Origin of the sequence: Enterobacter sp. RIT418 (assembly GCF_003057745.1) — a bacterium.
GTDB lineage: Bacteria > Pseudomonadota > Gammaproteobacteria > Enterobacterales > Enterobacteriaceae > Enterobacter.
The window spans coordinates 50,669-72,814 of sequence record NZ_QBJD02000010.1 but is presented as its reverse complement, the minus strand read 5'-3'; the positions used below and the strand labels follow the sequence as shown (position 1 = coordinate 72,814).

Sequence of the window (22,146 nt, the reverse complement as noted above, 5' to 3'; positions counted from 1 at the left end):
TGGCTGCACGCCTCTCTTATCACGCCATGCACAATCCCCTGACTGGTCAGCTTTATTTCCTGCCAGACCTCGGCCCAGCTGACGATGGAGCTTGGTATGAATGTCTCCCACGTCGCACGCCTGCACGGTATTCAGCCCAGTCTGCTGTTCAAGTGGAAGAAGCAATATCAGGAAGGCAGTCTCACCGCCGTAGCGGCCGGAGAGGAAGTCGTTCCTGCTTCAGAGCTCACTGCTGCGCTGAAGCAGGTCCGGGAGCTCCAGCGCCTTCTGGGCAAGAAGACGATGGAAGTTGAGATCCTGAAAGAAGCCGTGGAGTACGGTCAGTCGCGAAAATGGATAGCGCACGCGCCCTTGTTGCCAAAGGATGGGGAATAGCTCTGCCTGGCCGCGCCATGGGTGTGTCGCGTGCGCAACTATCACTGCGGGTAAAGCGTTCTGCCGACTGGCAGGACAGGCGTCGTAACCGGCGTAATAACGAAGCAGACGCTGAAATACTGTCAGATATCCTCGATATCATCAGCGATATGCCGAGTTATGGCTATCGCCGCGTGTGGGGTATCCTGCGTAAGCAACGCCGTACTGAGGGGCTGCCGCCGGTCAATGCCAAACGGCTTTACAGGATCATGAGCGAGCATAATCTGCTGTTACTGCATGACAAACCCGAGCGGCCGACGCGTGAGCATAAAGGTAAAATCGCAGTTGCGGAAAGCGATATGCGCTGGTGTTCAGATGGCTTTGAGTTCGGCTGCGATAATGGTGAAAAACTGCGTGTAACGTTCGCACTGGACTGCTGCGACCGCGAGGCCATAGACTGGGCAGCAAGCACGGGAGGCTACGACAGCTCGACCGTGCAGGATGTCATGCTGAGGTCGGTAGAAAAGCGCTTCGGCGATAAGTTGCCGGACACAGCGGTTCAGTGGCTGACGGATAATGGTTCCGCGTATACCGCGCATGAAACGCGGAGGTTCGCAAGAGAGCTGAATCTGGAACCCTGTACAACAGCGGTGAGCAGCCCGCAGAGTAATGGCATAGCGGAACGGTTCGTGAAGACGATGAAGGAAGACTATATCGCGTTCATGCCAAAACCGGATGTAAGAACAGCCCTGCAAAACCTTGCAGCAGCATTCACGCATTACAATGAAAATCACCCGCACAGTGCGCTGGGATACCTCTCACCACGAGAATACCGGCAACAGCGGGCATTGTTAACTTAAGATACAAAAGCTGTCCGGAGATGGCGGGTCAAGATCAAAAAACCTGAATTGTTTGCAGTTATATTCAATTTATTTCCACAATGCAAATTTTTTCTTCTTTCGTGGTGTACGCAACATAATCTGGGACGTTTACGTCGCCACAGCGCCATCTGCAACGCATCACAGGCAAGCTGCGCCGTCATTCGCGGTGCCATTGACCAGCCGATGACCGCTCTTGACCACAGGTCAATCACCACCGCCAGATACAGCCAGCCTTCATCGGTGCGCAGATACGTGATGTCTCCCGCCCATTTCTGGTTCGGGCCACTGGCGTAAAAGTTCTGCTTCAGCAGGTCAGCAGGTTTTCACATACTGGCAACCCATGGGCACGGTAGCTGACCGGACTGAACTTCCGACCCGCTTTTGCACAAAGTCCCTGACGACGCAGACGGTTCTGTCGCATTAAGAACTGGTCGGGTAACATACTGTTTTTTTTTGCAATGTTGTCCGACCATGTCTCTGATCCAAAAATCCTTTAAACGGCTGCATTATCCCGTTGATGTCATTGCTCAGTGCGTTCGCTGGTATCTGGCTTATTCCCTCAGCCTGCGCAACCTGGAGGAGATAATGGCTGAGCGCGGCGTTATCGTTGACCATTCCACGCTTCACCGCTGGGTTATCGGTCTGGTGCCCCTGTTAGATAAAGCGTTCCGGCGGCATAAACGTCCGGTGGGTCGCCGCTGGCGCATGGATGAAACCTACATAAAAGTCAGAGGCCAGTGGAAGTATCTGTACCGGGCGGTCGATACCGCGGGTCAGACAGTCGACTTTCTGCTGTCGGCGAAGCGTGATGCGGCAGCTGCCCTGCGTTTCTTTCGCAAATCCATTCGACACCACGATAAACCTGAGACGGTGACCATCGATAAAAGCGGCGCCAATACGGCGGCACTGGCCATGCTCAGAATCATCATCAGGCAGAGCAAATACCTGAACAACCTGGTTGAGCAGGATCACCGAAACAACAAACGGCGGATACGCCCGATGCTGGGATTCAAATCGTTCCGGCGTGCGCAGACGATACTGGCGGGTATAGAGTTAGTGCACATGATACGCAAAGGGCAATATCAGCATCCACAAGGTGCGGGGTTATCACTGGCGGAACAGTTTTACCTGTTAGCTGCCTGAAAAACCGGCAGCGCAACTTTTGCTACCCCGCTGTCGTTAATGCGACAGAACCCTATAAAGTGATACAAAACGCTCCGCAATGTGCGGATCGTCAATGCTATCATTGAGTTGGGGAATGATGCTGAGCAAGTGGCTTAGCATGGCGCTGTACTGCTCCATTGCGCGGGGCGCGGGCAAATGCAGCCCGTTTACGGCGTCACGCAGCGCGTCGAGCCCCTCCAGGTGCGAAAGCGCGAAGGCAATGCGCTCGCAGACGGCGCTGCACGGCATCGCCGTCTGTGTTTCAAGGATGCCGTTCAGCGCCTTTAGGCTATCGTCAGCCAGCGCCCGGCTGGCCCTGCACTCGAGGACGTAAAGTTCGCCCCGCGAGCAGAGCCAGACGTTTGACGCACCGCGCTCGCACTGGAGCATATGCATCAGGCGGCTGATGCCCGTTACCAGCGTCCCCAGCTCTGCCAGCCTGCTGAGCTGTTGGCGGCGCAGCTGTCCGGCGCGCCGAAACCATTCGCTCGCGCCCGATGTATGGTCCGCTACTACTTTCATACGCTCTCTCCGGATCGGTTTCTTCCGAAGAGATAAGCAATATCCGTGCCTTAAAAGAACAGGAGTCACTATGCAAAAGATTACCATCGTCGCCAACGGCGCAGCCTACGGCAGCGAATCCCTCTTTAACAGCCTGCGTCTCGCCATTGCGCTGCGCGAAAAGGAGAGCGATCTCGACCTGCGCCTCTTTCTGATGTCGGACGCGGTGACGGCGGGCCTGAAGGGGCAAAAGCCCGCGGAGGGCTACAACATTCAGCAGATGCTGGAGATCCTCACCGCGCAGAATGTGCCGGTTAAGCTGTGCAAAACCTGCACCGACGGGCGCGGGATTAGCGGTTTGCCGCTGATTGACGGAGTGGAAATCGGGACGCTCGTCGAGCTGGCGGAGTGGACGCTGGCCGCCGATAAGGTCTTAACGTTTTAAGAGCCTGACGCGTGGTTATTGTCTGATTGATGCGGTCCCCGTGCTTCACGGAGACCGCCCACGGCGCTGATTGTGCAGCGCTTACATGCCGTGAGCCCGTCGCAGCGGCGTGTTCAGCGCGCTCCTTTCCACCAGCGCTTTTACCTCGTTCACCAGTTCGTTCAGGCAGTCGTCCCTCATGCCGAGGCGCGTGAGCTCCCGGTCGAGCGAGAAGAGATACTGTGCGTTGGTGCCGAGCGGCCCGCTGGCGGCGGCAATGAGCGGGGCAATCACCTGCGTGCGCGTGTCGGCCTCATACAGCGGATGGCGCGGATCCATAATAAACACCAGCGCATTCACGGTGCGACCGTCGTCGAGGTCGAGCTTGCACCAGCAGGGCATGTAGCAGCCGGTGATCATCTCGCGCTTCCACAGCAGGGTGAGCTCCTCTTCAAGCGTCGCGGTCGGAAGCTGGTATGCGACGCCCGTGGTGCGACCACCCTCTTTCAGTGCAAGCATTCTCCCCGGCTGGCAGGCGCTGCCGCGCCCGGCCGTCAGCCGCAGGCAAAAGGCGCGATGCCAGCCAGGGAGCGTACCGGTTGCCGATTCAACAAAGTTGAGCGCCGGGTTCCACATCAGGGAGCCGTAGCCAAAAATCCATACCGGGCCATCGTCAGGGCGGCAGGCCAGCGTGCCCGCAAGCGATGCCGCACGTTGTTCAGCCGACCAGAGAAGCGATTCCTCAATATCACCAAATGCCGTCTTACAATCTGCCTTCATTAAGAAATCACGCGTTAACACCTTTCACCTCCGCCACTGCATGCTTCCTTGCGACATCTGTAATTCGCCTTCCCGGCATCGTCTACTGGTCATTTTACCAGCAGGGCGTTAACGATAAGCAATTCACAGGCCAGTTGCAATACGGCGGCGGATCAACCGCCTGAAAAGTCAAACTTCAGGCGGCCTGTTGTTTCAGCGTTATTTCTTTTTATGCCATTTATCGTCGTCGCCTTTTTCATAATCATGCTTTACCGCCGCCCACGCGACCTTGTGCGCCGTCTCTTCCCGGCTGGCGTCGTCCCGGCGGTCGTCCTTATCTTTGTACTGTTCCCACGCGCTGTTAAAGGCTTCTTTGTAAATATCCTGCGCATGCGACGGGAGAACATGCTGTACGCTCTCGGGTAAATCGCGTTTCGTTTTATAGGGCATCTCTCACCTCTCTTTTGCTAAAACATTAAGTGTGGTTCAGCCCGCCGACTCGCGCCAGAAAGTTTCGAATTATGTATTTCATAAGACATTAATCCTCTGTTATTCAATATATATTTATACAAAGCATGCCATTATGGATAACATAGCGAAATAAACCACGAAGCGGTAAAATTAAGTAAACTTTCATCAATATTAGCCACAAATCTGTTAGTTTATCGACCTCAAAAATACTCTCTATAATTACAACCACCTGCACTGATGGAGAAGCACATGACAGCAGCACATGAGGCGGTGAAGACCCGCCACAAGGAGACATCTCTCATTTTCCCTGTTCTGGCACTGGCGGTGCTGCTCTTCTGGGGAAGCAGCCAGTCACTGCCAGTGGTTGTGGGGATCAACGCTCTTGCCCTGGTGGGCATTTTAACCAGCGCCTTCAGCGTGGTCCGCCATGCGGACGTATTAGCCCACCGTCTGGGCGAGCCGTACGGTTCTTTAATCTTAAGCCTTTCCGTTGTTATTCTTGAAGTTAGCCTGATTTCCGCACTGATGGCCACGGGAGACGCTGCGCCAACCCTGATGCGCGACACGCTCTATTCCATCATCATGATTGTGACGGGCGGCCTGGTCGGGTTTTCACTCCTGCTGGGCGGGCGCAAATTTGCCACCCAGTATATGAATCTGTTCGGCATCAAACAGTATCTGATCGCCCTGTTCCCGCTGGCGATTATCGTTCTGGTCTTCCCGATGGCGCTGCCGGGCGCTAACTTCACCACCGGTCAGGCGCTGCTGGTCGCGTTGATTTCAGCCGCAATGTACGGCGTATTCCTGCTGATTCAGACCAAAACGCACCAGAGCCTGTTTGTTTACGAGCACGAAGACGACGGCGACGATGACGACCCGCACCACGGCAAGCCGTCCGCCCACAGCAGCCTGTGGCACACCGTTTGGCTGATCGTCCATTTGATTGCGGTGATTGCCGTGACCAAAATGAACGCCAATCCGCTGGAGACCCTGCTGACCGAGCTGAACGCGCCCGTGGCGTTTACCGGCTTCCTCGTTGCGCTGCTGATCCTCTCCCCGGAAGGGCTGGGGGCGCTGAAGGCGGTGCTGAACAATCAGGTGCAGCGCGCGATGAACCTGTTCTTCGGTTCCGTGCTGGCAACCATTTCACTTACCGTACCGGTGGTGACGCTGATTGCGTTTATGACCGGCAACGAGCTGCGGTTTGCGCTGGGCGCGCCTGAGATGATTGTGATGGTGGCGTCGCTGCTGCTGTGCCAGATCTCGTTCTCCACGGGCCGCACGAACGTGTTGAACGGCGCGGCGCACATGGCGCTGTTTATTGCCTACCTGATGACGATCTTTGCGTAACGCACGGTGGGGAGCGGACCCTTCCCTCCCCACCGCTGAACGCGCCTAGCGTAATGCCTGGTCAAAATCCGCGATCAGGTCTTCAACATCTTCCAGCCCTACCGAGACGCGCACCAGGCCATCCGGGATATTCATCAGCTTGCGCATCTCCGCGCCGGACTCCCAAAACACGGTTGGCGCCACGGGGATGGCGAGCGTGCGCGTATCCCCCATTCCCGTGGCGCGCGATACGATGCGTAGCCGGTTCATCATCGGCAGCAGCGCCTCAATATCCGCGACCTCAAACGAAAGCAGCCAGGAGCCCGCGCGAAAATGACGCAGGGCATATTCATGTTGAGGATGGCTGGGTAAAAACGGATAAAGCACGTTTTTTACCTTCGGATGCGTTTCCAGAAACTGAGCCAGCGCGAGCGCGCTTGCGCTGCTCCTGGCCACCCTCAGCTCCAGCGTTTCCATCCCAATGGCTATCTGATGCGCATGTTCCGACGAAAGCGATGCGCCCATATCCCGAAGCGCTTTCTTGCGCAGCTGGTTAAGCCCCCACTGTTTGCTGTCGCCTTTGCGGTAGCTTTCTGAAATCGCGGCGTAGTTGCGCCAGTCAAATAGCCCGGTATCCGTTACGGCCCCGCCTAATGCAGCACCATGTCCCCCCAGCGTTTTGCTGAGCGAGTTGATGGCCAGCCCGGCCCCTACCTTTTTAGGGCTAAAAAGCACCGGCGAGGTGATGGTGTTGTCGATGACAAACAGGATCCCGTGTTTTGCGCACAGCTCGCCGATCCCCTGCAGGTCGGGCACTTCCGTGCCCGGGTTCGCAATGGTTTCAAGGAAGACCATTTTGGTCTGCGGCGTGATGGCGTCTGCCACTTCCTGTAGCTGCGTCGAGTCGACCTTGCTCACGCCGACGCCCAGCCCGGACAGCGTATCCAGCAGGCTGTTGGTGCCGGCAAAAACATAGCGGCTCGTCACCAGGTGGTCGCCGGCGCGCAGCATCGTCAGGAATACCGCCGCAATGGCTCCCATGCCGGTGGCGAAACACACGCTCCCGATCCCCTCTTCCAGCATGGTCATTTTGGATTCAAGGGCGGCGGTCGTCGGGGTTCCGGTACGGGAATAATTAAACGCGCCTTTCAGCTTGCCCTGAAAAACATCCAGTAAATCTTCAATCCGCTCGAAATCATATTGAACGGCAGTGTGAATAGGCTTGCGGATCGCCCCGTGCTCGACGCCAAAGTGACGGTCTGCGTGGACGATACGGGAGGTTAATGATTGCTTAGACATACAAAATCCTGTTTATAAATAGGGTCAGATAATTACTCTTCCACTGACGTCAAAGAAGGCGTCATATCCGGCGCGGGAAATACCCGATAACGTTCGAGAAAAGCGCTGTAGCTTTCAAAACCCGTAACCGTTTCTTTTACGTTGTTATATCCGCGCTTGCGATTGCGCTGAATATCCTGCAGCTCATTTAACCGATGACGGAATGTGTCGGTCATCGGAATGCCCATTTCGGCGTAGACTCGCCCAAGGGTGCCCGGAATATCCTCCAGCAGCTGCGCATAATCTACGTAGGTGATTGCCCCTTTCGCTTCTAATTCCTGGCAGAATTTCATCTGCTGCTGGCACTGGCGTATGCGGAAATTGAGGTTATCTTCGTGATAGCCCGTCAGAGAATGCGGGTTAATGCCGTGCTTTGCGCGGATGGAGGCTTCCGATGCCGAAATATACGAGTTCACGAAGCCGCCGGGCTCACGCCCGATGCAGAGGAAACGGGCGTGAGGAAAGGCAGCGTAGAGCTCACGATAGAAATCCGCGTTCTCATTCTCTTTCGTTAACCACATGCGGCCGTTGCCCCGATGATATGCGCCCCGGCGCACGACGCCAGCCAGTCCCCGGACCATTTTCTTTTTGGCATAAGAAGAGAGTGAGTCCACCGCCTCGATCCGGCGCAGTACCTTCGCAAACGGAAAGCGACGCCAGGTGAAATAGTGGTGGTACATATTTTCTTCGAGAAATACGCCGTGTCCTTCAATCGAGCCTAGCGTATGCGCGTGCATTTTTGAGGCCAGCCGGCCCTGCTCCGTATTGGGCCAGTAATCAATTTTTTCCAGCCGCTCGCGGATGCCCAAAAAATCAAATAAGCGCCACGCAAGGATGCTCGGAACGCGCCAGTCGAGGTGTTTTAAGGTGAAAAAGTTCGTTTCATCCTCTGCGAGCGTGCGCAGCAAAAAGGTGGTGCCGCTGCGCGGCTGGCTGATAATAAATAAAGGGCCAGCGACCTCCTGCTTGCGATATCCCCGAACGAAGACGTCGTCCAGACGATACAGCAGGCCTGAAAGCGGCAGGTAAAAGAAGCTTTTGATTAAGTAACCCAGCAGCGCTCTCTTTTCCTTCCACGATATTTCAGTGCTTTTAATGCTTGAGAAAAAAATAATAAAGTACGAATGCCAAAGCGGAAACGGACTGCTGATATAGATCAGTGCAATAACGCCAATAATCGAAAGCGCGGGAAACATTCCTCTCTCCTTTAAGACGTAGGTCGTAAAATGGCTCGTTATTTGAGTAAAAGGTAATCTTCGCCGGAGCGACGAAGCGCCAGCTTCGTTTTTTCAGCGGCCGTCATGACGATCCATTCCGCCAGCAGGCTGACCTCGACGGCTGACGGACGGACCAGCTGAAAATGCCAGGGGTACCAGGTGCTGTTCATGTCGGGCACGTGCATGCCCCGCGTGTACTGATATGAAAACTGAGACAGCAGCGGGCGAAATTCGGCGTCCCAGTCCTGTTCGCTGAAGTCGTCGGCTAAACGCGCGGGATGCTTTGGCCCCAGGCTGCGGGTAGCTGCCGCACGCACGGGGTTGATATCCCGGCAGATCGCCGGCATCCGCCCCGTGAGGAAAATCTCCAGCAGCACGTCATAGGGGTCGATATCCGTGGCAAGGTTAAATACCGCCGGAATATTCCCCCCCATAATGCGCGGGTTAATTTCCACCAGCACCGGGCCGTCTGCGCCATAAATCAGTTCAATGTGAAAAACGCCCAGGTTCAGCTTACAGGCACGCACCACGCTGGCCGTGTACTCAAACATGGCATCGCGGATCGTCGTTGATACGGGGGCCGGGATAACGGTGCCAAGCTCAATGGCCGGATTTTCCGTGCAGCGTTTGCGCCACGAGAGCACCATGGGCTGAATTTCCCCCCCGGCAACCGCAATTTCAACCGAGAACAGCGGCCCCTCCACGTAGTGTTCCAGAAGCGTCTCGGCGGACATCGCGTCAATGTAGCCTTCCGGCCCTTCGACCGCGCCGCTCAGGCTGGCGAAATAGCTCACCAGCTCATCGTCATTCTCGACCTTCAGCGCGCGAAGACTCGCCGCGCCGACCTTCGGTTTGGCAATCATCGGGTAACCTATGCGCAGGGCTGCCTCCCGGGCCGCGTCAAGGCTATCCACCACCGCGTACGCCACCGACGTCAGGCCACAGGCTGCAATTTGCCTGCGGCAAAGCGCCTTATCCTGTGAAAGATGCACGGCTTCAGGGTCAGTGCCCGGGAGCCCTAACGCCTTCGCGCATCTGGCCACCGAGGCCACATTGACTTCGATGACGGTAAACAGCGCGTCAATTTTCCGCCCGGCGTCGAGCGATTTTAGCGTTGCCAGCAGCGCTGCTTCGTCCTGCGCGGTATCAAGGGTGACAACCTGGTCGGTTAGCTCGGGATCGCGAAGATGGTCAAAGCTGACCACCAGCTCCTCTAGCCGCCGTGAACCGATAAACGTGACATAGTGCCCCGCTCGCTTAGCGGCGCGGAGCGCGCGCAGACCGATACGGTTAGAATCGACGATAACGACATGCATGACTTACTCTCCTTCACTCAGGGCGCTGGATTCACGTTTCTTGCCAAGAAACACGTTGATGAGAACGGGCACCATCAGCGCGAGCACGATAAAGCTCACCGTAACGGCACCAAAATTAAGATGCTCAACCAGGATGCTTCCCAGCAGCGCGACCACGATCATTAACCCCAGCCCCAGCGCGTTGGCATTGGCGACGATTTTTGAAAGCTGCTCAGGCGGGGCAGCGACAATCATGTAACGCTGGTGAACGGCCCAGGCGACCTCAAACATCAGTGCAAACAGGCCATACACCGCCAGGCCAGGGACTGCGGCGGTAATAAAGGGGAGCGGCAGCATCAGCAGCAGGGTGAGCACATGGGAAACCGGAGCGGCAACGGCATAGCGATTGCCGGAGAGATCCAGGCGGGCGGCAAAAATCGCGCCCACAATATAGGCAAAGCTGGCGATGGTTTGTATCAGCGCAATGCCGGAGGGATCCATGCCAAGCTGGTCCGTCGGGAAAACCGAACGCGCAACGTTCTGATACCCCTGGTAAAGCGCAACGGTCGAAACGTAGTAGATAATCGACATGCGCAGACGGGTGTCGCGCACGGTTGTGCTCTGCGATGCCGCGGCGGCTGGCGCCGCTTTTGCCATGCTGGCCGTCGCCGGCAGGCGCGTATAAAGATAGCCCGCCACGAGATGACACAGCGTACAGAGCCCCAGAATGGCCTCAAGAGGGAGCACCGACAGCAGCAGCGCCCCCATCAGCGCGCCCACGCCGGCACCGGCCAGCATGGCCGTGTTGTAGTACGACGCCGCCTGATTCAGCGCCTGGCCTGAAAAATAGCTCTTCAACGCCACGGCCCGCGACATCTTGGACAAAGAATCCAGCCCGCCCTTCAGAAGAAGAAGAACGATCATCGCGTAATAAGAGCCGGAAACGAACGCAATGGCGGGAACAATCAACGCGCTCACGAATTCGGAAGTGAGCAGCAGGTTACGGGCAGAATAGCTGGCCCCCGCCCGGCGGATAAGCGGCAAAGCCAGAACGGCAGGCAGCCACTGGGTCAGCACAATCATGTTTGCCGCCAGCGGAGAAGCGCTATCGTTAAACACGCGCGCGGCCAGGACCATAAGCAGGAAAAACGTCGCCAGGGAGGCCAGGAAGATGGCCGCCCAGATTTTCAGAAAAATTGAGCGCGTTGAACGGTCAAGCCCCTTTTCTGCGAGCGCCACCGGACGATCCCACGTGCTGGCGCGAAGATGGAACCGGCGTTCAAACCGACCGTGGCCAAGGAGCTTGCGCCATGCCCATGTTGGGATGAAAAGAAGAATATACAGAGCAGTAGTCATTGCTTTCAGCATGGTTGCTTGCCTCTTAACTTAATCAAGCGCGATTTCCGTACGCCAGTCGGTGTCATTCTCCAGGGCGGGCTGATCGTCCTTACGCAAGATACAGTTGCCCAACACCAGAAGGTCGATATTTGTTCGCATAAAGCACAGGTAGGCTTCGGCCGGCGTGCAGACAATTGGCTCACCTCTGACGTTGAAAGAGGTATTGACCAGCACGGGGTATCCCGTCATGTCATCAAATCGCTGTAAAAGCTGCGCCAGGAGCGGGTTGATTTCCGGATGGACGGTTTGCACGCGCGCGGAGTTATCGACATGCGTGATGGCAGGCATCGTCGAGCGGACGTCATTGATCGAGCCAAGATGACGGCTTGAAACAGGCTTAAGCCACCGTTCGCGCACGTCAGAAACCACGAGCATATAAGGGCTATCCTGGCGAACATCGAAGAACTCCGCCGCACGCTCGGCCAGCACCATAGGGGCAAAGGGCCGGAAGGACTCGCGGAACTTGATCTTCAGATTCATGGTCTTTTGCATTTCGACATTGCGAGGGTCGCCCAAAATAGAGCGCGCACCTAACGCCCTTGGCCCAAACTCCATTCTTCCCTGGAACCAGCCAACCACCTTTCCGGACGCCAGGGCTTCGGCCGTCGTGTTCAGCATCTGCTCTTCTGATAACCGCTGATAGGGTGCCTCCTGCGCATCCAGATAGCGCACCACTTCGTCGTCGCTGAATGCCGGACCAAGATACGCTCCCTGCATCGCATCCCGATGCCCGGACGCGGGGATCATGCGCTTTTGCTGGTGTTTCGCATCCTGTTCGAGCGCAACGCCCAGGGCACATCCGGCATCGCCTGCCGCAGGCTGGATCCAAATCTCATCGAAGATCCCCGCCCGAGAGAGGCAGCCGTTCGCCACGCAGTTCAGGGCGACGCCGCCGGCAATACACAGCCGTGATTCCCCCGTCATTTTCTTCGCGGCGCGCGCCAGTCCCAGGACCACCTCCTCGGCAACCTTCTGAATGGAGGCGGCAAAATCGCAATCATCCTGGGTAATCTCGCTCTCCGGCTGGCGCTTTGGACGCCCAAACAACGCCTCAAATTTTTCGCCCACCATGTTCCGCCCCTGCAAAAAGGCAAAATATTTCATGTTGAGGGAGAAAGAGCCGTCTTCACGCAGCGTAATAAGCTCATCGAGTATTTTTTGCGCATAGCGGGGTTCACCATACGGCGCAAGCCCCATCAGCTTGTACTCGCCGGAATCCACCTTGAAGCCGCAAAAATCGGTAAACGCGGAATACAGCAGGCCGAGCGAATGCGGGTAGGAAATGGCGCTTTTCAACGTGAGGTCGTTGTTCTTTCCATGCCAGATGCTGGTGGTCTGCCACTCGCCCACCCCGTCAATGCAGAGAACGGCAGCGCTGTCATACGGGGAGGGATAAAATGCGGAGGCCGCATGGGAGCGGTGGTGCGTCCCGAAGATGATCTCTCCTTTTGGCTGCCCGCGGTTGATTTCCCGTAACGCAGACAGGAGCCGCTTCTCTGGCCTGGCCTTCCAGCGGATCCACTGCGGGAATACCTGCTGAAAAACGGCAAGACCGCTTGGCCCTGAGCTGGCAAAGGAGGAGATTAAACGCCTGAACTTGAGGTTGGGCGCATCGTAAAAGCTCAGCGACGTCAGGTCCTCAAGCGTAATGCCCGCCTCATCCAGACAGTAGCGGATGGCATCCGCAGGGAATCCGCTGTCGTGTCGTTTCCTGCTAAATCTCTCCTGCTGCGCGGCGGCAATAATTTTCCCTTCTGATATCAGGGCTGCCGCGCTGTCATGATAGTAGGCCGAAATGCCTAAATGGTACTGTCTCACTCTGCCACCTCGAAAGAATGCAATTGGCGATGTAATAAGGGGGAAAGATTGGCCGTAGCGTCCGGCCCTGGCGCTCGGGAAGAAAAGAAGTTCAGCCGTTCCGGGGCATCAACTTCCGGCGCGAGGGATTCATACCCTCGCCGTATGCGCGCCCAGGATTCTGTTACCGGCAGCAGATCCCGCGTATGGTGCATCCAGGCGTCGATGGCCTCAGCGGCCCAGGCTGCGTGTCCGGTAGAGACGTTATCTATCGTGTTGTGCAAATCGACAAAGGTGGTCGGCAGGCCATGGTGCTTGAGGAAACGGTGGGCATTTCGGTAAGTACCGCCGACGCCCGACAGCTCCATCGCCAGATTCATGCCTAAAATTTCCGGGCGGTACGTCAGCGGGAATTTACCGAGGCACAGCCAGTAAACCGGCAGCTGAAACGCCGCATCGTCGAAGCGTGGATCCTGCGCAAACGCCAGCGAGCCGGTTGCCGGCAGGGTTATCGACATGGCGGCCAGAACATCACGGTAAATCTTGGGATGATTCAGCCGCCATTGGCCGTTCCCCAGCTCGTCCCAGTACGTCTCAAATAGCCGACTTCCCGTGCGGGTGGAGGCAAGCGTGATATCGGTAAAGCCCTGAAGCCATGCGCCATCAATCAGGGTGAGCGGCGCCAGCTGTAGCGTCTGCGCAATCACCGCCTCCCGGGTGGGCATTTCAGCATCCTGCGAGGCGCTAAAGCGCTGGGCATGCGCATCGTGCGAGGCCAGCAGCCATTCCCGAAGCACGCCCGGAGACCACGCCGGCGGGAAAGCGCGGGCGCTTTTGTCGACGGAATCTTGTGATTTTTCCAGCCAAAAGGAGCAGTACCTTCTGGCAAACTCGCGCACCCCGGGAGTGAGCGCTCTGCCCTGCAGCAGATAAAACGCGCTACGGATGTCGCCGGGCCGGACGCCAAGCGAGCAATCGCCCGCCCGGACCTCTCGATAGGCAGACGCAACGCGCGCTTCGGCCGGTAACGGCGCTTCATCGGCAGCGGGGGCATCGGCGAGACTGAGGATCCAGCGGCGGATCGTCAAAATATCTTTCTTGCTGAAGATGCGGAACATCGGCCCATTGTCCGACACCAGTCCGTTGACCAGGGCGCTGCGCTCCGGCATACCGGGGCGAACCAGGCGGCTACGCCCAATCGCATCCACCAGGGGCAGTGGATTATCGCGGGCTTCTGCAAACCATCGGCTAAGGGGGCGCCCCTCAAGGCTGAATCCTTCATGATAAACCTGAGCTTCGCGGGCGCGCTCCTGAATGAGGATCGCCATCGCCAGGCGCGGGTTGCACTGCGAGCGCACGATCGTCAGCACGGCCTCGTCCAGCTCCTTCATTAGCGCCTCGAAAAGCGCAATGCCGAAGGCACACCGCTTTTGCGCAGCTGGCTGAGCGCCCAGGCCATCGATCAGGGCCTGGCTATACGGCAAAAGGTTTTCCCCGTCAGAAAAGGCGGCTCCCTGCCCTCGCCCCATGTTGAGGCTTGCCAGCGCAGGATCGGCCGCGTCGAGCGACTGCCAGACGGGCAGAAGACCGGCGGTTCGCCAGGCATAATCAAATCCAATCAGCTCATAATCGAAGGCATCGCTGCGCCTGCTCATTGCGTAGAGCGTGGCGGGAAACCGAAAGCAAATATCGCGGATATCGCGGTTATCGCGTAATTCCCGACCGGCGGTGGCAACGTCATAAGCCCCGTGGACGCGCGCCAGGGCGCAGAACCGGTCAAATCGCCCATTTTCGGCATGACCTACCCCAACGTCATCAGCAAGCAATGTCAGAAGATGAAGATGCGCCGCGTCCTCAAAAACGCCCGGTGCGCTCATCCCATGAAGCGCCGCGCCCATACAGGCAGCCAAAGGGGCCGTCTGTTGAAGAATGATATTCTGGACAGCCGTGCCAGGTTCGGCCTGCGCAAGAAATTGTTTCCAGCGTAAGCCGGATTGATGTATTGCCCCGGAAAGAGAGGACAACTGCGTTGAAATACTCTCGACCGGCTGACCGAGTTCAGGAAATAAACTGCAAATATTATCCGCATCCAGATAAATTTCTGGACGCTTAGAATAAGCAAATACATCGCGCCACATAACGTCTTATTTTCCTGTCAATTAACGGCAAAAACCCTTTGCAACGAGGAACATTCAGTTCCTAAAACATGGGGTAAATAGATGGATCGTCTTTTTTCTTTTTATTTTTCTTTCGGCGCTGGAACAACGATTTGATTGCGCGGATAAGTTTCTTCATGGTTCCCCCTCTCTTTTTGCAAGTTGTTCAAGCAGTATGCGGGCAACGAAATCATGCCCCTCATCGGTAAAATGAATACGATCGACAAACAGCCAAAAATCATCGGTAATGACGGACTGAATAGCGGGCGTCAGGTCAATAAAAGTAATACCCAGTTCATGACACGCCGCAGCGAGCCTGTCGCGATACGTTTTGTAGGCTGCCTGCGTCAGAATATCGCCATACTGTTGGGCAAAGCCGCCCTGCTTTTCACGCTCCTCGAAGAGCAATTGTTCTTCTTTAGAGCCGCGGCTGCGCACCCAATTAGCCAGAGGCTGGAGTACAAACGTTAAGGGAGCCTTCATATCCGCACACAGCGCCGCCCAGTTTGCTAAATTCCTTCGGGTCAGGCTGACGGCGTACGCTATTTGCGCCTCGAGCGTGGGCACATCATCCTGCGCTTTTTCGTCCTTACGGCTAAGCCAGCGGGAAAAGCGAGACGCGCCTGCGCTCTCCATGGCGTTCTGGTAGATGTTTCCCATGAAAAACGCGCCATGATCTTGCCTCAGCCGCGCGGGCAAGCGCGCCAGGCCCAGATCGTTAAAGCCGGACATCAGTACGACTTCGTCAACCTCTGGCAGCAGGTGGCGGTTAAGCGAAAACAGGATCATCTCCTGAGTGGAGTTAAAGCTTCGCCCGCCGAAATTCATCCACGGCGCGCCGGAAGCCTCATTTTCAGTCAGCCGCGATGCCAGCGTATTGCTATCGGCACTGGCGCCAATGCCAAATACCGTTGAGCTTCCCGCGATAACCCGACAGCGGCTAAGCTGGCTGCAATCCCCGACGGAATAACGTTCTCCGCGGGCGTAACTGTACCTGAACCCCCGGCTATCCGTATTAATGACGGGCGACCGATAATTATACGGATGAAAGTACATGATATATGGAAGCCAATTAATCTTGCCATCATCAGCAAATTCTTCTGAATATGCCCGCATGTATGGCGTTAATTGTTCCACCGAAGTCATCATTTCTCCCAGTTCATATCAGATGTCTGATTATCACAGACGCTAAAGTGAAATTACGTTTAACCGCAGTTATGTAACGTTAGACGTGACCAAAAATATTACTTTCTTAATTTTTATGCCCACCCATAAGGCTTTCTAAGAATATATTCTGTATCCTCTTAAAAATAACACGCCTTAATTAGGACGTTTTGAATGTATATCTATCGTCAAAAACAAGTCAATCACAAAAATTTAACATGCCGATTGAGCCATTTTCATGCAAATGATGATTCACCTCTTATGGCAGAATATTCACCTGTTATATTTGTCATGCCAGATACTATTCGCTTAACTTTGGTAAATTACCGCGCGCCTGAATGAGTTGAAAATTTTTCATCTTGTCTAATCGTGATAATTGACGGTGGATTATTAGCGATACTAATACGGTTTTTCGGCGCGATATTTGCCTGACAGGATTAAACCCTTATTGTCACGGTAAGTAACAATATTGAAACTGAACAATTATTTCGGATATAAAAAAACCCGCCGAGGCGGGTTTCGCTAAATGCGCTGATAGCGAGCGCGGATCAGTTGCTGGTATCCAGCTCTTCGAAGCTTTTCACCAGGTCGTCAATGGCTTTGATCTGCTTCAGGAACGGCTCCAGCTTGGCCAGCGGCAGCGCGGACGGGCCGTCGCACTTCGCGTTGTCCGGGTCCGGGTGAGCCTCAATGAACAGCCCCGCCAGGCCAGTTGCCATACCGGCGCGCGCCAGCTCGGTTACCTGCGCACGACGACCGCCGGACGCGGCGCCAAACGGGTCGCGGCACTGCAGGGCGTGGGTGACGTCGAAAATGACCGGAGACTGGTTAGAAACGTTTTTCATCACGCTGAAGCCCAGCATGTCGACAACCAGGTTGTCGTAACCGAAGTTTGCACCGCGATCGCACAGGATCACCTGGTCGTTACCGCCTTCAATGAACTTATCGACGATGTTACCCATCTGCCCTGGGCTTACAAACTGTGGTTTTTTCACGTTGATCACGGCGCCGGTTTTCGCCATCGCGGCAACGAGGTCGGTCTGGCGCGCCAGGAACGCGGGCAGCTGGATCACGTCAACCACGTCGGCGACGGGCTGCGCCTGGGACGCTTCGTGCACGTCGGTGATCACTTTCACGCCAAACGTCTGCTTCAGTTCCTGGAAAATTTTCATCCCCTCTTCGAGGCCCGGGCCGCGGTAGGAGTTGATGGAGGAACGGTTGGCTTTGTCAAAAGAGGCTTTAAACACGTACGGAATGCCCAGCTTCTGGGTCACGGTCACGTAGTGCTCGCAGATACGCATGGCGAGATCGCGGGACTCCAGCACGTTCATACCGCCAAACAGCACGAACGGCAGGTCGTTTGCTACCTTGATGTCACCAATGCTAACCACTTTTTGTTTCATAGGATCGCCTTATTCAGGTGTGAATCGGAATTTAGATTAATGCAGTGTAATTTGTTTGTGCGAGATAGCGTTGATCTGCGCGCGGATCATTTCGCTAATCGGATCTTCCGGGCACTGCTCAACGAAATAGCTCAAATCGTTCAGCGCGACGTGCTCGCAGTCAAGCTGAGCGTAGATAAGCCCGCGGTCGCGTATTTCATACGGATCTTCAGGATTAAACTGCAGCAGCACTTCGCTGGCGCGCAGCGCAAGCTCCATCTGCCGCTCCTCCATCAGCGCCGACTTCAGCGTATCCAGCAGCTTGCGGATCACTTCCGCGTTATCGGCCTCATCGAGATCTTCGTTGAACAGCTCGGCAACAGGACTGATATTGCCTTTCAGCCACACGTCCAGCGTATGCTCATCCAGCGTGTCGCCGTTAAACGGATTGATTAACCACATTTCGCCGTCCAGCCACTCGGCGCGCAGAATCATCTGCGTCGGGAAGATAACCGGCACCAGCGGAATATCCAGGCGATGTGCAACCCACAGCAGAATAGCGCCCAGCGCCACAGCGCTGCCCTGACGATTTTTTAAGACCTGGTCCAGCCATAACGCGTCAGACAGGCGATACACGCCACGCGTGTCGCAGAAACCCCATTCGCCGTAGAAAAGCTCAATCAACTTCTCTAACTGCCAGTCCTGCGGCCGAGCCTGATTAATCTCTTCGCGCGCAAGGCTGACCAGACTTTCCAGTTCCTCGTACACGTACTGCGACGTGAAATCGTCGCGGATCATCTCAGAAATCAGAATCATGCCATCGCAGAGCGGCACTTTATTAAATTCGAAATCGGCTAAGGACCTCATGACTTACCCCAGTAACGGTATTCTTGTGGTGGCGAGTTTAATGATGATGTACAGCACCACCAGACCCAGCAGAAAAGCGATAAAACCCGTCTGCTGGCTGCGCGGACGACGACGCCCAAGCGCGATAAAACCCAAAACGATGTAGATGATAACGCCAAACAGCTTTTCAGTCAGCCATGCGCCTTTATCAGTAAATGGCAGATAGCCCGTCTTCCACATTAATCCGGCGCCGGAAAGAAACAGCACCGTATCAATACAGTGCGGCGCAATGCGTACCCAGCGGGCGTCAATGCGCGGACTACCGCTGTAACGCCACCAGTAGCGCAAGACGAAAAAGCTTACGGTCAGCGCAACGGCCGCCAGGTGAACGCCGAGGAGCGCGTGAAACAGGCTCACGCCCATTGCCCCAGCGTCAGGCGCTCGTTGCCGCCGTAGTCGCGGCAGGTTTCCACCGAGCAATAGCCTGCACGCGAGAAGAGCGAACGCACGGCCTCCCCCTGCGTCCAGCCGTGCTCCACCAGCAGCCAGCCGCCGGGCAGCAGATGCTGTCGTGACATGGTCACAATGTGTTCAATATCCGCCAGCCCCTCGTTACCGGCCACCAGCGCGGTGAGCGGCTCGAAGCGCACGTCGCCCTGCGCCAGATGCGGATCGCGCTCATCGATGTACGGCGGATTGCTAACGATGGTTGCGAACGCGCGGTTTTCAAGCGCGCTAAACCAGCTGCTTTGCAGCACCGTGACGTTGTTCAGCCCCAAACGCTCCACGTTGCGCTGCGCCAGCGCCACGGCGTCGGGCATGACGTCCACCGCCGTGACGGCGCAGTCCGGACGCTCGCTGGCCAGCGCCAGCGCAATCGCCCCGGTACCGGTGCCAAGATCGAGAATGTCGCAAGCCACAGCGGGCAAACGCGCCAGCGCCTGCTCCACCAGACATTCGGTGTCCGGCCGCGGGATCAGGGTTGCCGCCGACACGTACAGCGGCAGCGACCAGAACTCCCGCTCGCCCACCAGATGCGCCACCGGCTCGCCGTTTTTGCGCCGGGCAAGCAACGCCTCAAGCTGGGCTTCCTGTTCAGGGCCAAGCGCCGTCTCGCCGAAGGCCAGCAGATACGTGCGGGCTTTACCCGTCACGTGTTCCAGCAAAATCTCGGCGTCACGCTTGGGGCTTTCGCTTTCGGTCAGTTCGCTGACGGCGTGGCGGAGCCAGTGCTGAAAATCCATTATTCCTGCTCGGACAGCGCCGCGAGCTGGTCGGCCTGGTATTCTTGTACGATAGGCTCAATCAGCATATCGAGCTTGCCTTCCATCGCTTCGTCCAGACGATAGAGCGTCAGGTTGATGCGGTGGTCGGTTACGCGCCCCTGCGGGAAGTTATAGGTGCGGTTACGATCGCTGCGATCGCCGCTGCCAAGCAGGTTGCGGCGCGTTGAGGCTTCCGCCTGCTGACGTTTCGCCATTTCGGCCGCGTGGATACGCGCCCCCAGCACGGAAAGCGCCTTGGCCTTGTTTTTGTGCTGGGAACGTTCGTCCTGGCACTCCACCACGATGCCGGTTGGCAGGTGGGTAATACGGATGGCGGAGTCGGTGGTGTTAACGTGCTGACCACCCGCCCCGGAGGAGCGGAAGGTGTCGATGCGCAGGTCCGCCGGGTTGATATCCGGCAGTTCCGCTTCCGGCAGCTCGGGCATCACCGCAACCGTACAGGCCGAGGTGTGGATACGCCCCTGGGATTCGGTGGCAGGCACGCGCTGCACGCGGTGGCCGCCGGATTCAAACTTGAGGCGGCCGTATACGCCGTCGCCGCTGATCTTGGCAATCACCTCTTTGTAGCCGCCGTGCTCGCCTTCGTTGGCGCTCATGATCTCCACGCGCCAGCGGCGGGATTCGGCGTAGCGGCTGTACATGCGGAACAGATCGCCCGCAAACAGCGCCGCTTCGTCACCGCCGGTCCCGGCGCGAACCTCCACAAACGCGTTGCGTTCATCGTCTGGATCTTTCGGCAGCAGGAGTACCTGGAGCTGCTGCTCCATCTCTTCGGAACGCGCCTTCGCGTCCTGGAGCTCTTCCTGCGCCATCTCGCGCATTTCCGGGTCGTCGAGCATCATCTGCGCGGTTTCAATATCTTCCTGAACCTGTCGCCAGTCGGTAAAGCATTTAGAAACATCACTTAACTGCGCGTACTCGCGCGAAAGCGCGCGAAAACGTTCCTGGTCTGCAATGGTCCCGGCATCGCCGAGCAGCGCCTGGACTTCCTCATGGCGCTCGTGCAGAGCTTCCAGTTTGGCGACGATAGAAGGCTTCATAGGCGTAAATGCACCTTGTAATAGAAAATGGGTAGGGGGCGCTATTCCAGCCCGAGGCTGTTGCGCAGAATAGTCAGGCGTTCATCATCCCCGTCTCGGGCTGCCTGCTGAAGAGATTTGGTTGGTGCATGGATCAGGCGGTTGGTCAGTTTCCACGCCAGATCCTGCATGATTGCCTGCGCGTCGCCGCCCTGTTCAAGAGCCGCTAGCGCTTTAGCGGTCAGGTCATCACGCACCTGCTCCGCCTGTCCGCGATATTCACGGATGGTCTCGCTGACGCTTTGCGCGCGCAGCCAGGCCATAAACTCGCTGGTTTCCTGCTCGACGATCGTTTCCGCCTGCACCGCCGCCGCTTTACGCTGCGCAAGGTTGTGCGAAATGATGCTTTGCAGGTCGTCCACGCTGTAGAGATAGGCGTTAGCCAGCTTGCCGACTTCCGGCTCGACGTCGCGCGGAACGGCGATATCCACCAGCAGCATCGGCTGGTTGCGGCGCGATTTCAGCGCGCGTTCCACCATGCCTTTTCCGATAATCGGCAGCGGGCTGGCGGTCGAGCTAATAATGATGTCCGCCTCTTTAAGCCGTTCATCGATATCGCTTAACGCCACAACCTCTGCGCCCACTTCGTCCGCCAAAACCTGCGCGCGCTCGCGGGTACGGTTGGCAATAATCATTTTTTTGACTTTATGCTCGCGCAGGTGGCGCGCCACCAGTTCGATGGTTTCACCCGCGCCAACCAGCAGAACGGTCACCGTCGAGAGGGATTCGAAGATCTGACGCGCAAGCGTACAGGCTGCGAAGGCAACGGAAACGGCACTGGCGCCAATGTCGGTTTCGGTTCGCACTCGCTTTGCCACAGAGAAGGACTTCTGGAACATACGCTCCAGCTCGCTGGCCTTCAGGTGCCCCTTTTGCGAATCCGCAAAGGCCTTTTTGACCTGGCCGAGAATTTGCGGCTCGCCCAGCACCAGCGAATCCAGACCGCTGGCCACGCGCATCAAATGGCTGACCGCATCGTTGTCCTGATGCCAGTACAGGCTGTTGCGCAGCTCTTCTTCGTTGAGGTTGTGGTAGTCGCAGAGCCAGCGGATCAGCGCTTCGTGGAGGTCATCCTGCTCTTCCACGCTGAGATAAAGCTCGGTACGGTTGCACGTCGAGAGCACCACCCCGCCCTGCACCATCGGCTGTGCAAGCAGGCTGTCCAGCGCCAGGTCGAGCGTATCCGGCGAAAACGTAACGCGTTCTCGCAGAGAAACCGGGGCTGTTTTGTGGTTAATGCCGAGTGCTAATAAGGTCATGTGTGCGGGAGTAGTACCAGCGTTAATAAGGTTAGCGAAGGCATCA

General features: G+C 56.7%; 18 protein-coding genes and 3 pseudogenes. 4 read left to right on the top strand and 17 right to left on the bottom strand.

Features of this window, described 5'->3' with window-relative positions; all coding sequences use genetic code 11:
- Window positions 1-75: 75 nt before the first annotated feature.
- Window positions 76-1,214: pseudogene (locus DBY73_RS13490) on the top strand (IS3 family transposase); the annotation flags it as partial.
- A 119-nt stretch (window positions 1,215-1,333) separates the two neighbouring features.
- Here the strand turns inward: DBY73_RS13490 and DBY73_RS13485 are convergent.
- Window positions 1,334-1,641: pseudogene (locus DBY73_RS13485) on the bottom strand (DDE-type integrase/transposase/recombinase); the annotation flags it as partial.
- A gap of 65 nt (window positions 1,642-1,706) precedes the next feature.
- Between DBY73_RS13485 and DBY73_RS13480 the strand changes: the two are divergent.
- Complete coding sequence (locus DBY73_RS13480) at window positions 1,707-2,378, top strand: IS6 family transposase (protein WP_112011625.1); 672 nt, start codon at window positions 1,707-1,709, stop codon at window positions 2,376-2,378.
- A gap of 45 nt (window positions 2,379-2,423) precedes the next feature.
- Here the strand turns inward: DBY73_RS13480 and DBY73_RS13475 are convergent.
- Window positions 2,424-2,921, bottom strand: a pseudogene (locus DBY73_RS13475) (nitrate- and nitrite sensing domain-containing protein); the annotation flags it as partial.
- A gap of 70 nt (window positions 2,922-2,991) precedes the next feature.
- On the opposite strand from DBY73_RS13475, the gene DBY73_RS13470 reads away from it, so the two are divergent.
- Window positions 2,992-3,345, top strand: coding sequence for a DsrE/DsrF/TusD sulfur relay family protein (locus tag DBY73_RS13470; RefSeq protein ID WP_112011623.1), 354 nt, complete (start codon window positions 2,992-2,994; stop codon window positions 3,343-3,345).
- An 81-nt stretch (window positions 3,346-3,426) separates the two neighbouring features.
- Here DBY73_RS13470 and DBY73_RS13465 read toward each other — a convergent pair whose 3' ends face one another.
- The gene (locus tag DBY73_RS13465; protein WP_112011622.1) at window positions 3,427-4,125 is read right to left on the bottom strand and encodes a gamma-glutamylcyclotransferase; all 699 of its coding nucleotides are present in this window, start codon (window positions 4,123-4,125) and stop codon (window positions 3,427-3,429) included.
- Between the two features lie 177 nt (window positions 4,126-4,302).
- Window positions 4,303-4,533, bottom strand: a complete 231-nt coding sequence (gene chaB, locus DBY73_RS13460) for a putative cation transport regulator ChaB (protein ID WP_112011621.1) — start codon at window positions 4,531-4,533, stop codon at window positions 4,303-4,305.
- Window positions 4,534-4,803: 270 nt separating this feature from the next.
- On the opposite strand from chaB, the gene chaA reads away from it, so the two are divergent.
- Window positions 4,804-5,904, top strand: coding sequence for a sodium-potassium/proton antiporter ChaA (gene chaA, locus DBY73_RS13455; protein WP_112011620.1), 1,101 nt, complete (start codon window positions 4,804-4,806; stop codon window positions 5,902-5,904).
- A 45-nt stretch (window positions 5,905-5,949) separates the two neighbouring features.
- Here the strand turns inward: chaA and DBY73_RS13450 are convergent, their stop codons facing one another.
- The 13 genes from DBY73_RS13450 to hemA all read right to left on the bottom strand — a co-directional run bounded on the left by DBY73_RS13450 (window position 5,950) and on the right by hemA (window position 22,100).
- The gene (locus tag DBY73_RS13450; RefSeq protein WP_112011619.1) at window positions 5,950-7,182 is read right to left on the bottom strand and encodes a cystathionine gamma-synthase family protein; all 1,233 of its coding nucleotides are present in this window, start codon (window positions 7,180-7,182) and stop codon (window positions 5,950-5,952) included.
- Between the two features lie 32 nt (window positions 7,183-7,214).
- Window positions 7,215-8,417, bottom strand: coding sequence for a sulfotransferase (locus tag DBY73_RS13445; protein WP_112011618.1), 1,203 nt, complete (start codon window positions 8,415-8,417; stop codon window positions 7,215-7,217).
- A 38-nt stretch (window positions 8,418-8,455) separates the two neighbouring features.
- A complete protein-coding gene (locus DBY73_RS13440; RefSeq protein ID WP_112011617.1) occupies window positions 8,456-9,754 on the bottom strand; it encodes an ATP-grasp domain-containing protein in 1,299 nt (432 codons plus the stop codon).
- A 3-nt stretch (window positions 9,755-9,757) separates the two neighbouring features.
- Window positions 9,758-11,101, bottom strand: coding sequence for a hypothetical protein (locus DBY73_RS13435; protein ID WP_112011616.1), 1,344 nt, complete (start codon window positions 11,099-11,101; stop codon window positions 9,758-9,760).
- An 18-nt stretch (window positions 11,102-11,119) separates the two neighbouring features.
- Window positions 11,120-12,949, bottom strand: coding sequence for a carbamoyltransferase (locus tag DBY73_RS13430; RefSeq protein WP_112011615.1), 1,830 nt, complete (start codon window positions 12,947-12,949; stop codon window positions 11,120-11,122).
- Complete coding sequence (locus DBY73_RS13425) at window positions 12,946-14,838, bottom strand: iron-containing redox enzyme family protein (RefSeq protein WP_181573236.1); 1,893 nt, start codon at window positions 14,836-14,838, stop codon at window positions 12,946-12,948. The genes DBY73_RS13430 and DBY73_RS13425 overlap by 4 nt, the downstream gene beginning before the upstream one ends.
- Before the next feature lie 381 nt (window positions 14,839-15,219).
- Entirely contained in the window at window positions 15,220-16,140 is a 921-nt protein-coding gene (locus DBY73_RS13420) for a GDSL-type esterase/lipase family protein (protein WP_220092927.1), read from the bottom strand.
- A gap of 656 nt (window positions 16,141-16,796) precedes the next feature.
- Complete coding sequence (gene kdsA, locus DBY73_RS13415; RefSeq protein ID WP_112011612.1) at window positions 16,797-17,651, bottom strand: 3-deoxy-8-phosphooctulonate synthase; 855 nt, start codon at window positions 17,649-17,651, stop codon at window positions 16,797-16,799.
- A 36-nt stretch (window positions 17,652-17,687) separates the two neighbouring features.
- On the bottom strand, window positions 17,688-18,497 hold the full coding sequence (gene sirB1 / locus DBY73_RS13410) for an invasion regulator SirB1 (RefSeq protein ID WP_112011611.1): 810 nt from the start codon (window positions 18,495-18,497) through the stop codon (window positions 17,688-17,690).
- 3 nt (window positions 18,498-18,500) lie between these two features.
- Window positions 18,501-18,893, bottom strand: a complete 393-nt coding sequence (gene sirB2 / locus DBY73_RS13405) for an invasion regulator SirB2 (protein WP_112011723.1) — start codon at window positions 18,891-18,893, stop codon at window positions 18,501-18,503.
- Complete coding sequence (gene prmC / locus DBY73_RS13400; protein WP_112011610.1) at window positions 18,890-19,720, bottom strand: peptide chain release factor N(5)-glutamine methyltransferase; 831 nt, start codon at window positions 19,718-19,720, stop codon at window positions 18,890-18,892. Before prmC ends, sirB2 begins: the two co-directional genes overlap by 4 nt.
- Window positions 19,720-20,802, bottom strand: a complete 1,083-nt coding sequence (gene prfA, locus DBY73_RS13395) for a peptide chain release factor 1 (RefSeq protein ID WP_112011609.1) — start codon at window positions 20,800-20,802, stop codon at window positions 19,720-19,722. The genes prmC and prfA overlap by 1 nt, the downstream gene beginning before the upstream one ends.
- Window positions 20,803-20,843: 41 nt before the next feature.
- Window positions 20,844-22,100 carry a glutamyl-tRNA reductase gene (gene hemA, locus DBY73_RS13390; RefSeq protein ID WP_112011608.1) on the bottom strand — a complete coding sequence of 419 codons (1,257 nt, stop codon included), beginning with the start codon at window positions 22,098-22,100 and terminating at the stop codon, window positions 20,844-20,846.
- Window positions 22,101-22,146: the final 46 nt, after the last annotated feature.

What these genes read in the sequence shown, in the direction of transcription:
- DBY73_RS13480 (WP_112011625.1), top strand. Translation starts at nt 1,707, where the DNA reads ATGTCTCTGATCCAAAAATCCTTTAAACGGCTGCATTATCCCGTTGAT.
- DBY73_RS13470 (WP_112011623.1), top strand. Translation starts at nt 2,992, where the DNA reads ATGCAAAAGATTACCATCGTCGCCAACGGCGCAGCCTACGGCAGCGAA.
- chaB (WP_112011621.1), bottom strand. Translation starts at nt 4,533, where the DNA reads ATGCCCTATAAAACGAAACGCGATTTACCCGAGAGCGTACAGCATGTT.
- chaA (WP_112011620.1), top strand. Translation starts at nt 4,804, where the DNA reads ATGACAGCAGCACATGAGGCGGTGAAGACCCGCCACAAGGAGACATCT.
- DBY73_RS13450 (WP_112011619.1), bottom strand. Translation starts at nt 7,182, where the DNA reads ATGTCTAAGCAATCATTAACCTCCCGTATCGTCCACGCAGACCGTCAC.
- DBY73_RS13445 (WP_112011618.1), bottom strand. Translation starts at nt 8,417, where the DNA reads ATGTTTCCCGCGCTTTCGATTATTGGCGTTATTGCACTGATCTATATC.
- DBY73_RS13440 (WP_112011617.1), bottom strand. Translation starts at nt 9,754, where the DNA reads ATGCATGTCGTTATCGTCGATTCTAACCGTATCGGTCTGCGCGCGCTC.
- DBY73_RS13435 (WP_112011616.1), bottom strand. Translation starts at nt 11,101, where the DNA reads ATGCTGAAAGCAATGACTACTGCTCTGTATATTCTTCTTTTCATCCCA.
- DBY73_RS13420 (WP_220092927.1), bottom strand. Translation starts at nt 16,140, where the DNA reads ATGTACTTTCATCCGTATAATTATCGGTCGCCCGTCATTAATACGGAT.
- kdsA (WP_112011612.1), bottom strand. Translation starts at nt 17,651, where the DNA reads ATGAAACAAAAAGTGGTTAGCATTGGTGACATCAAGGTAGCAAACGAC.
- sirB1 (WP_112011611.1), bottom strand. Translation starts at nt 18,497, where the DNA reads ATGAGGTCCTTAGCCGATTTCGAATTTAATAAAGTGCCGCTCTGCGAT.
- prmC (WP_112011610.1), bottom strand. Translation starts at nt 19,720, where the DNA reads ATGGATTTTCAGCACTGGCTCCGCCACGCCGTCAGCGAACTGACCGAA.
- prfA (WP_112011609.1), bottom strand. Translation starts at nt 20,802, where the DNA reads ATGAAGCCTTCTATCGTCGCCAAACTGGAAGCTCTGCACGAGCGCCAT.
- hemA (WP_112011608.1), bottom strand. Translation starts at nt 22,100, where the DNA reads ATGACCTTATTAGCACTCGGCATTAACCACAAAACAGCCCCGGTTTCT.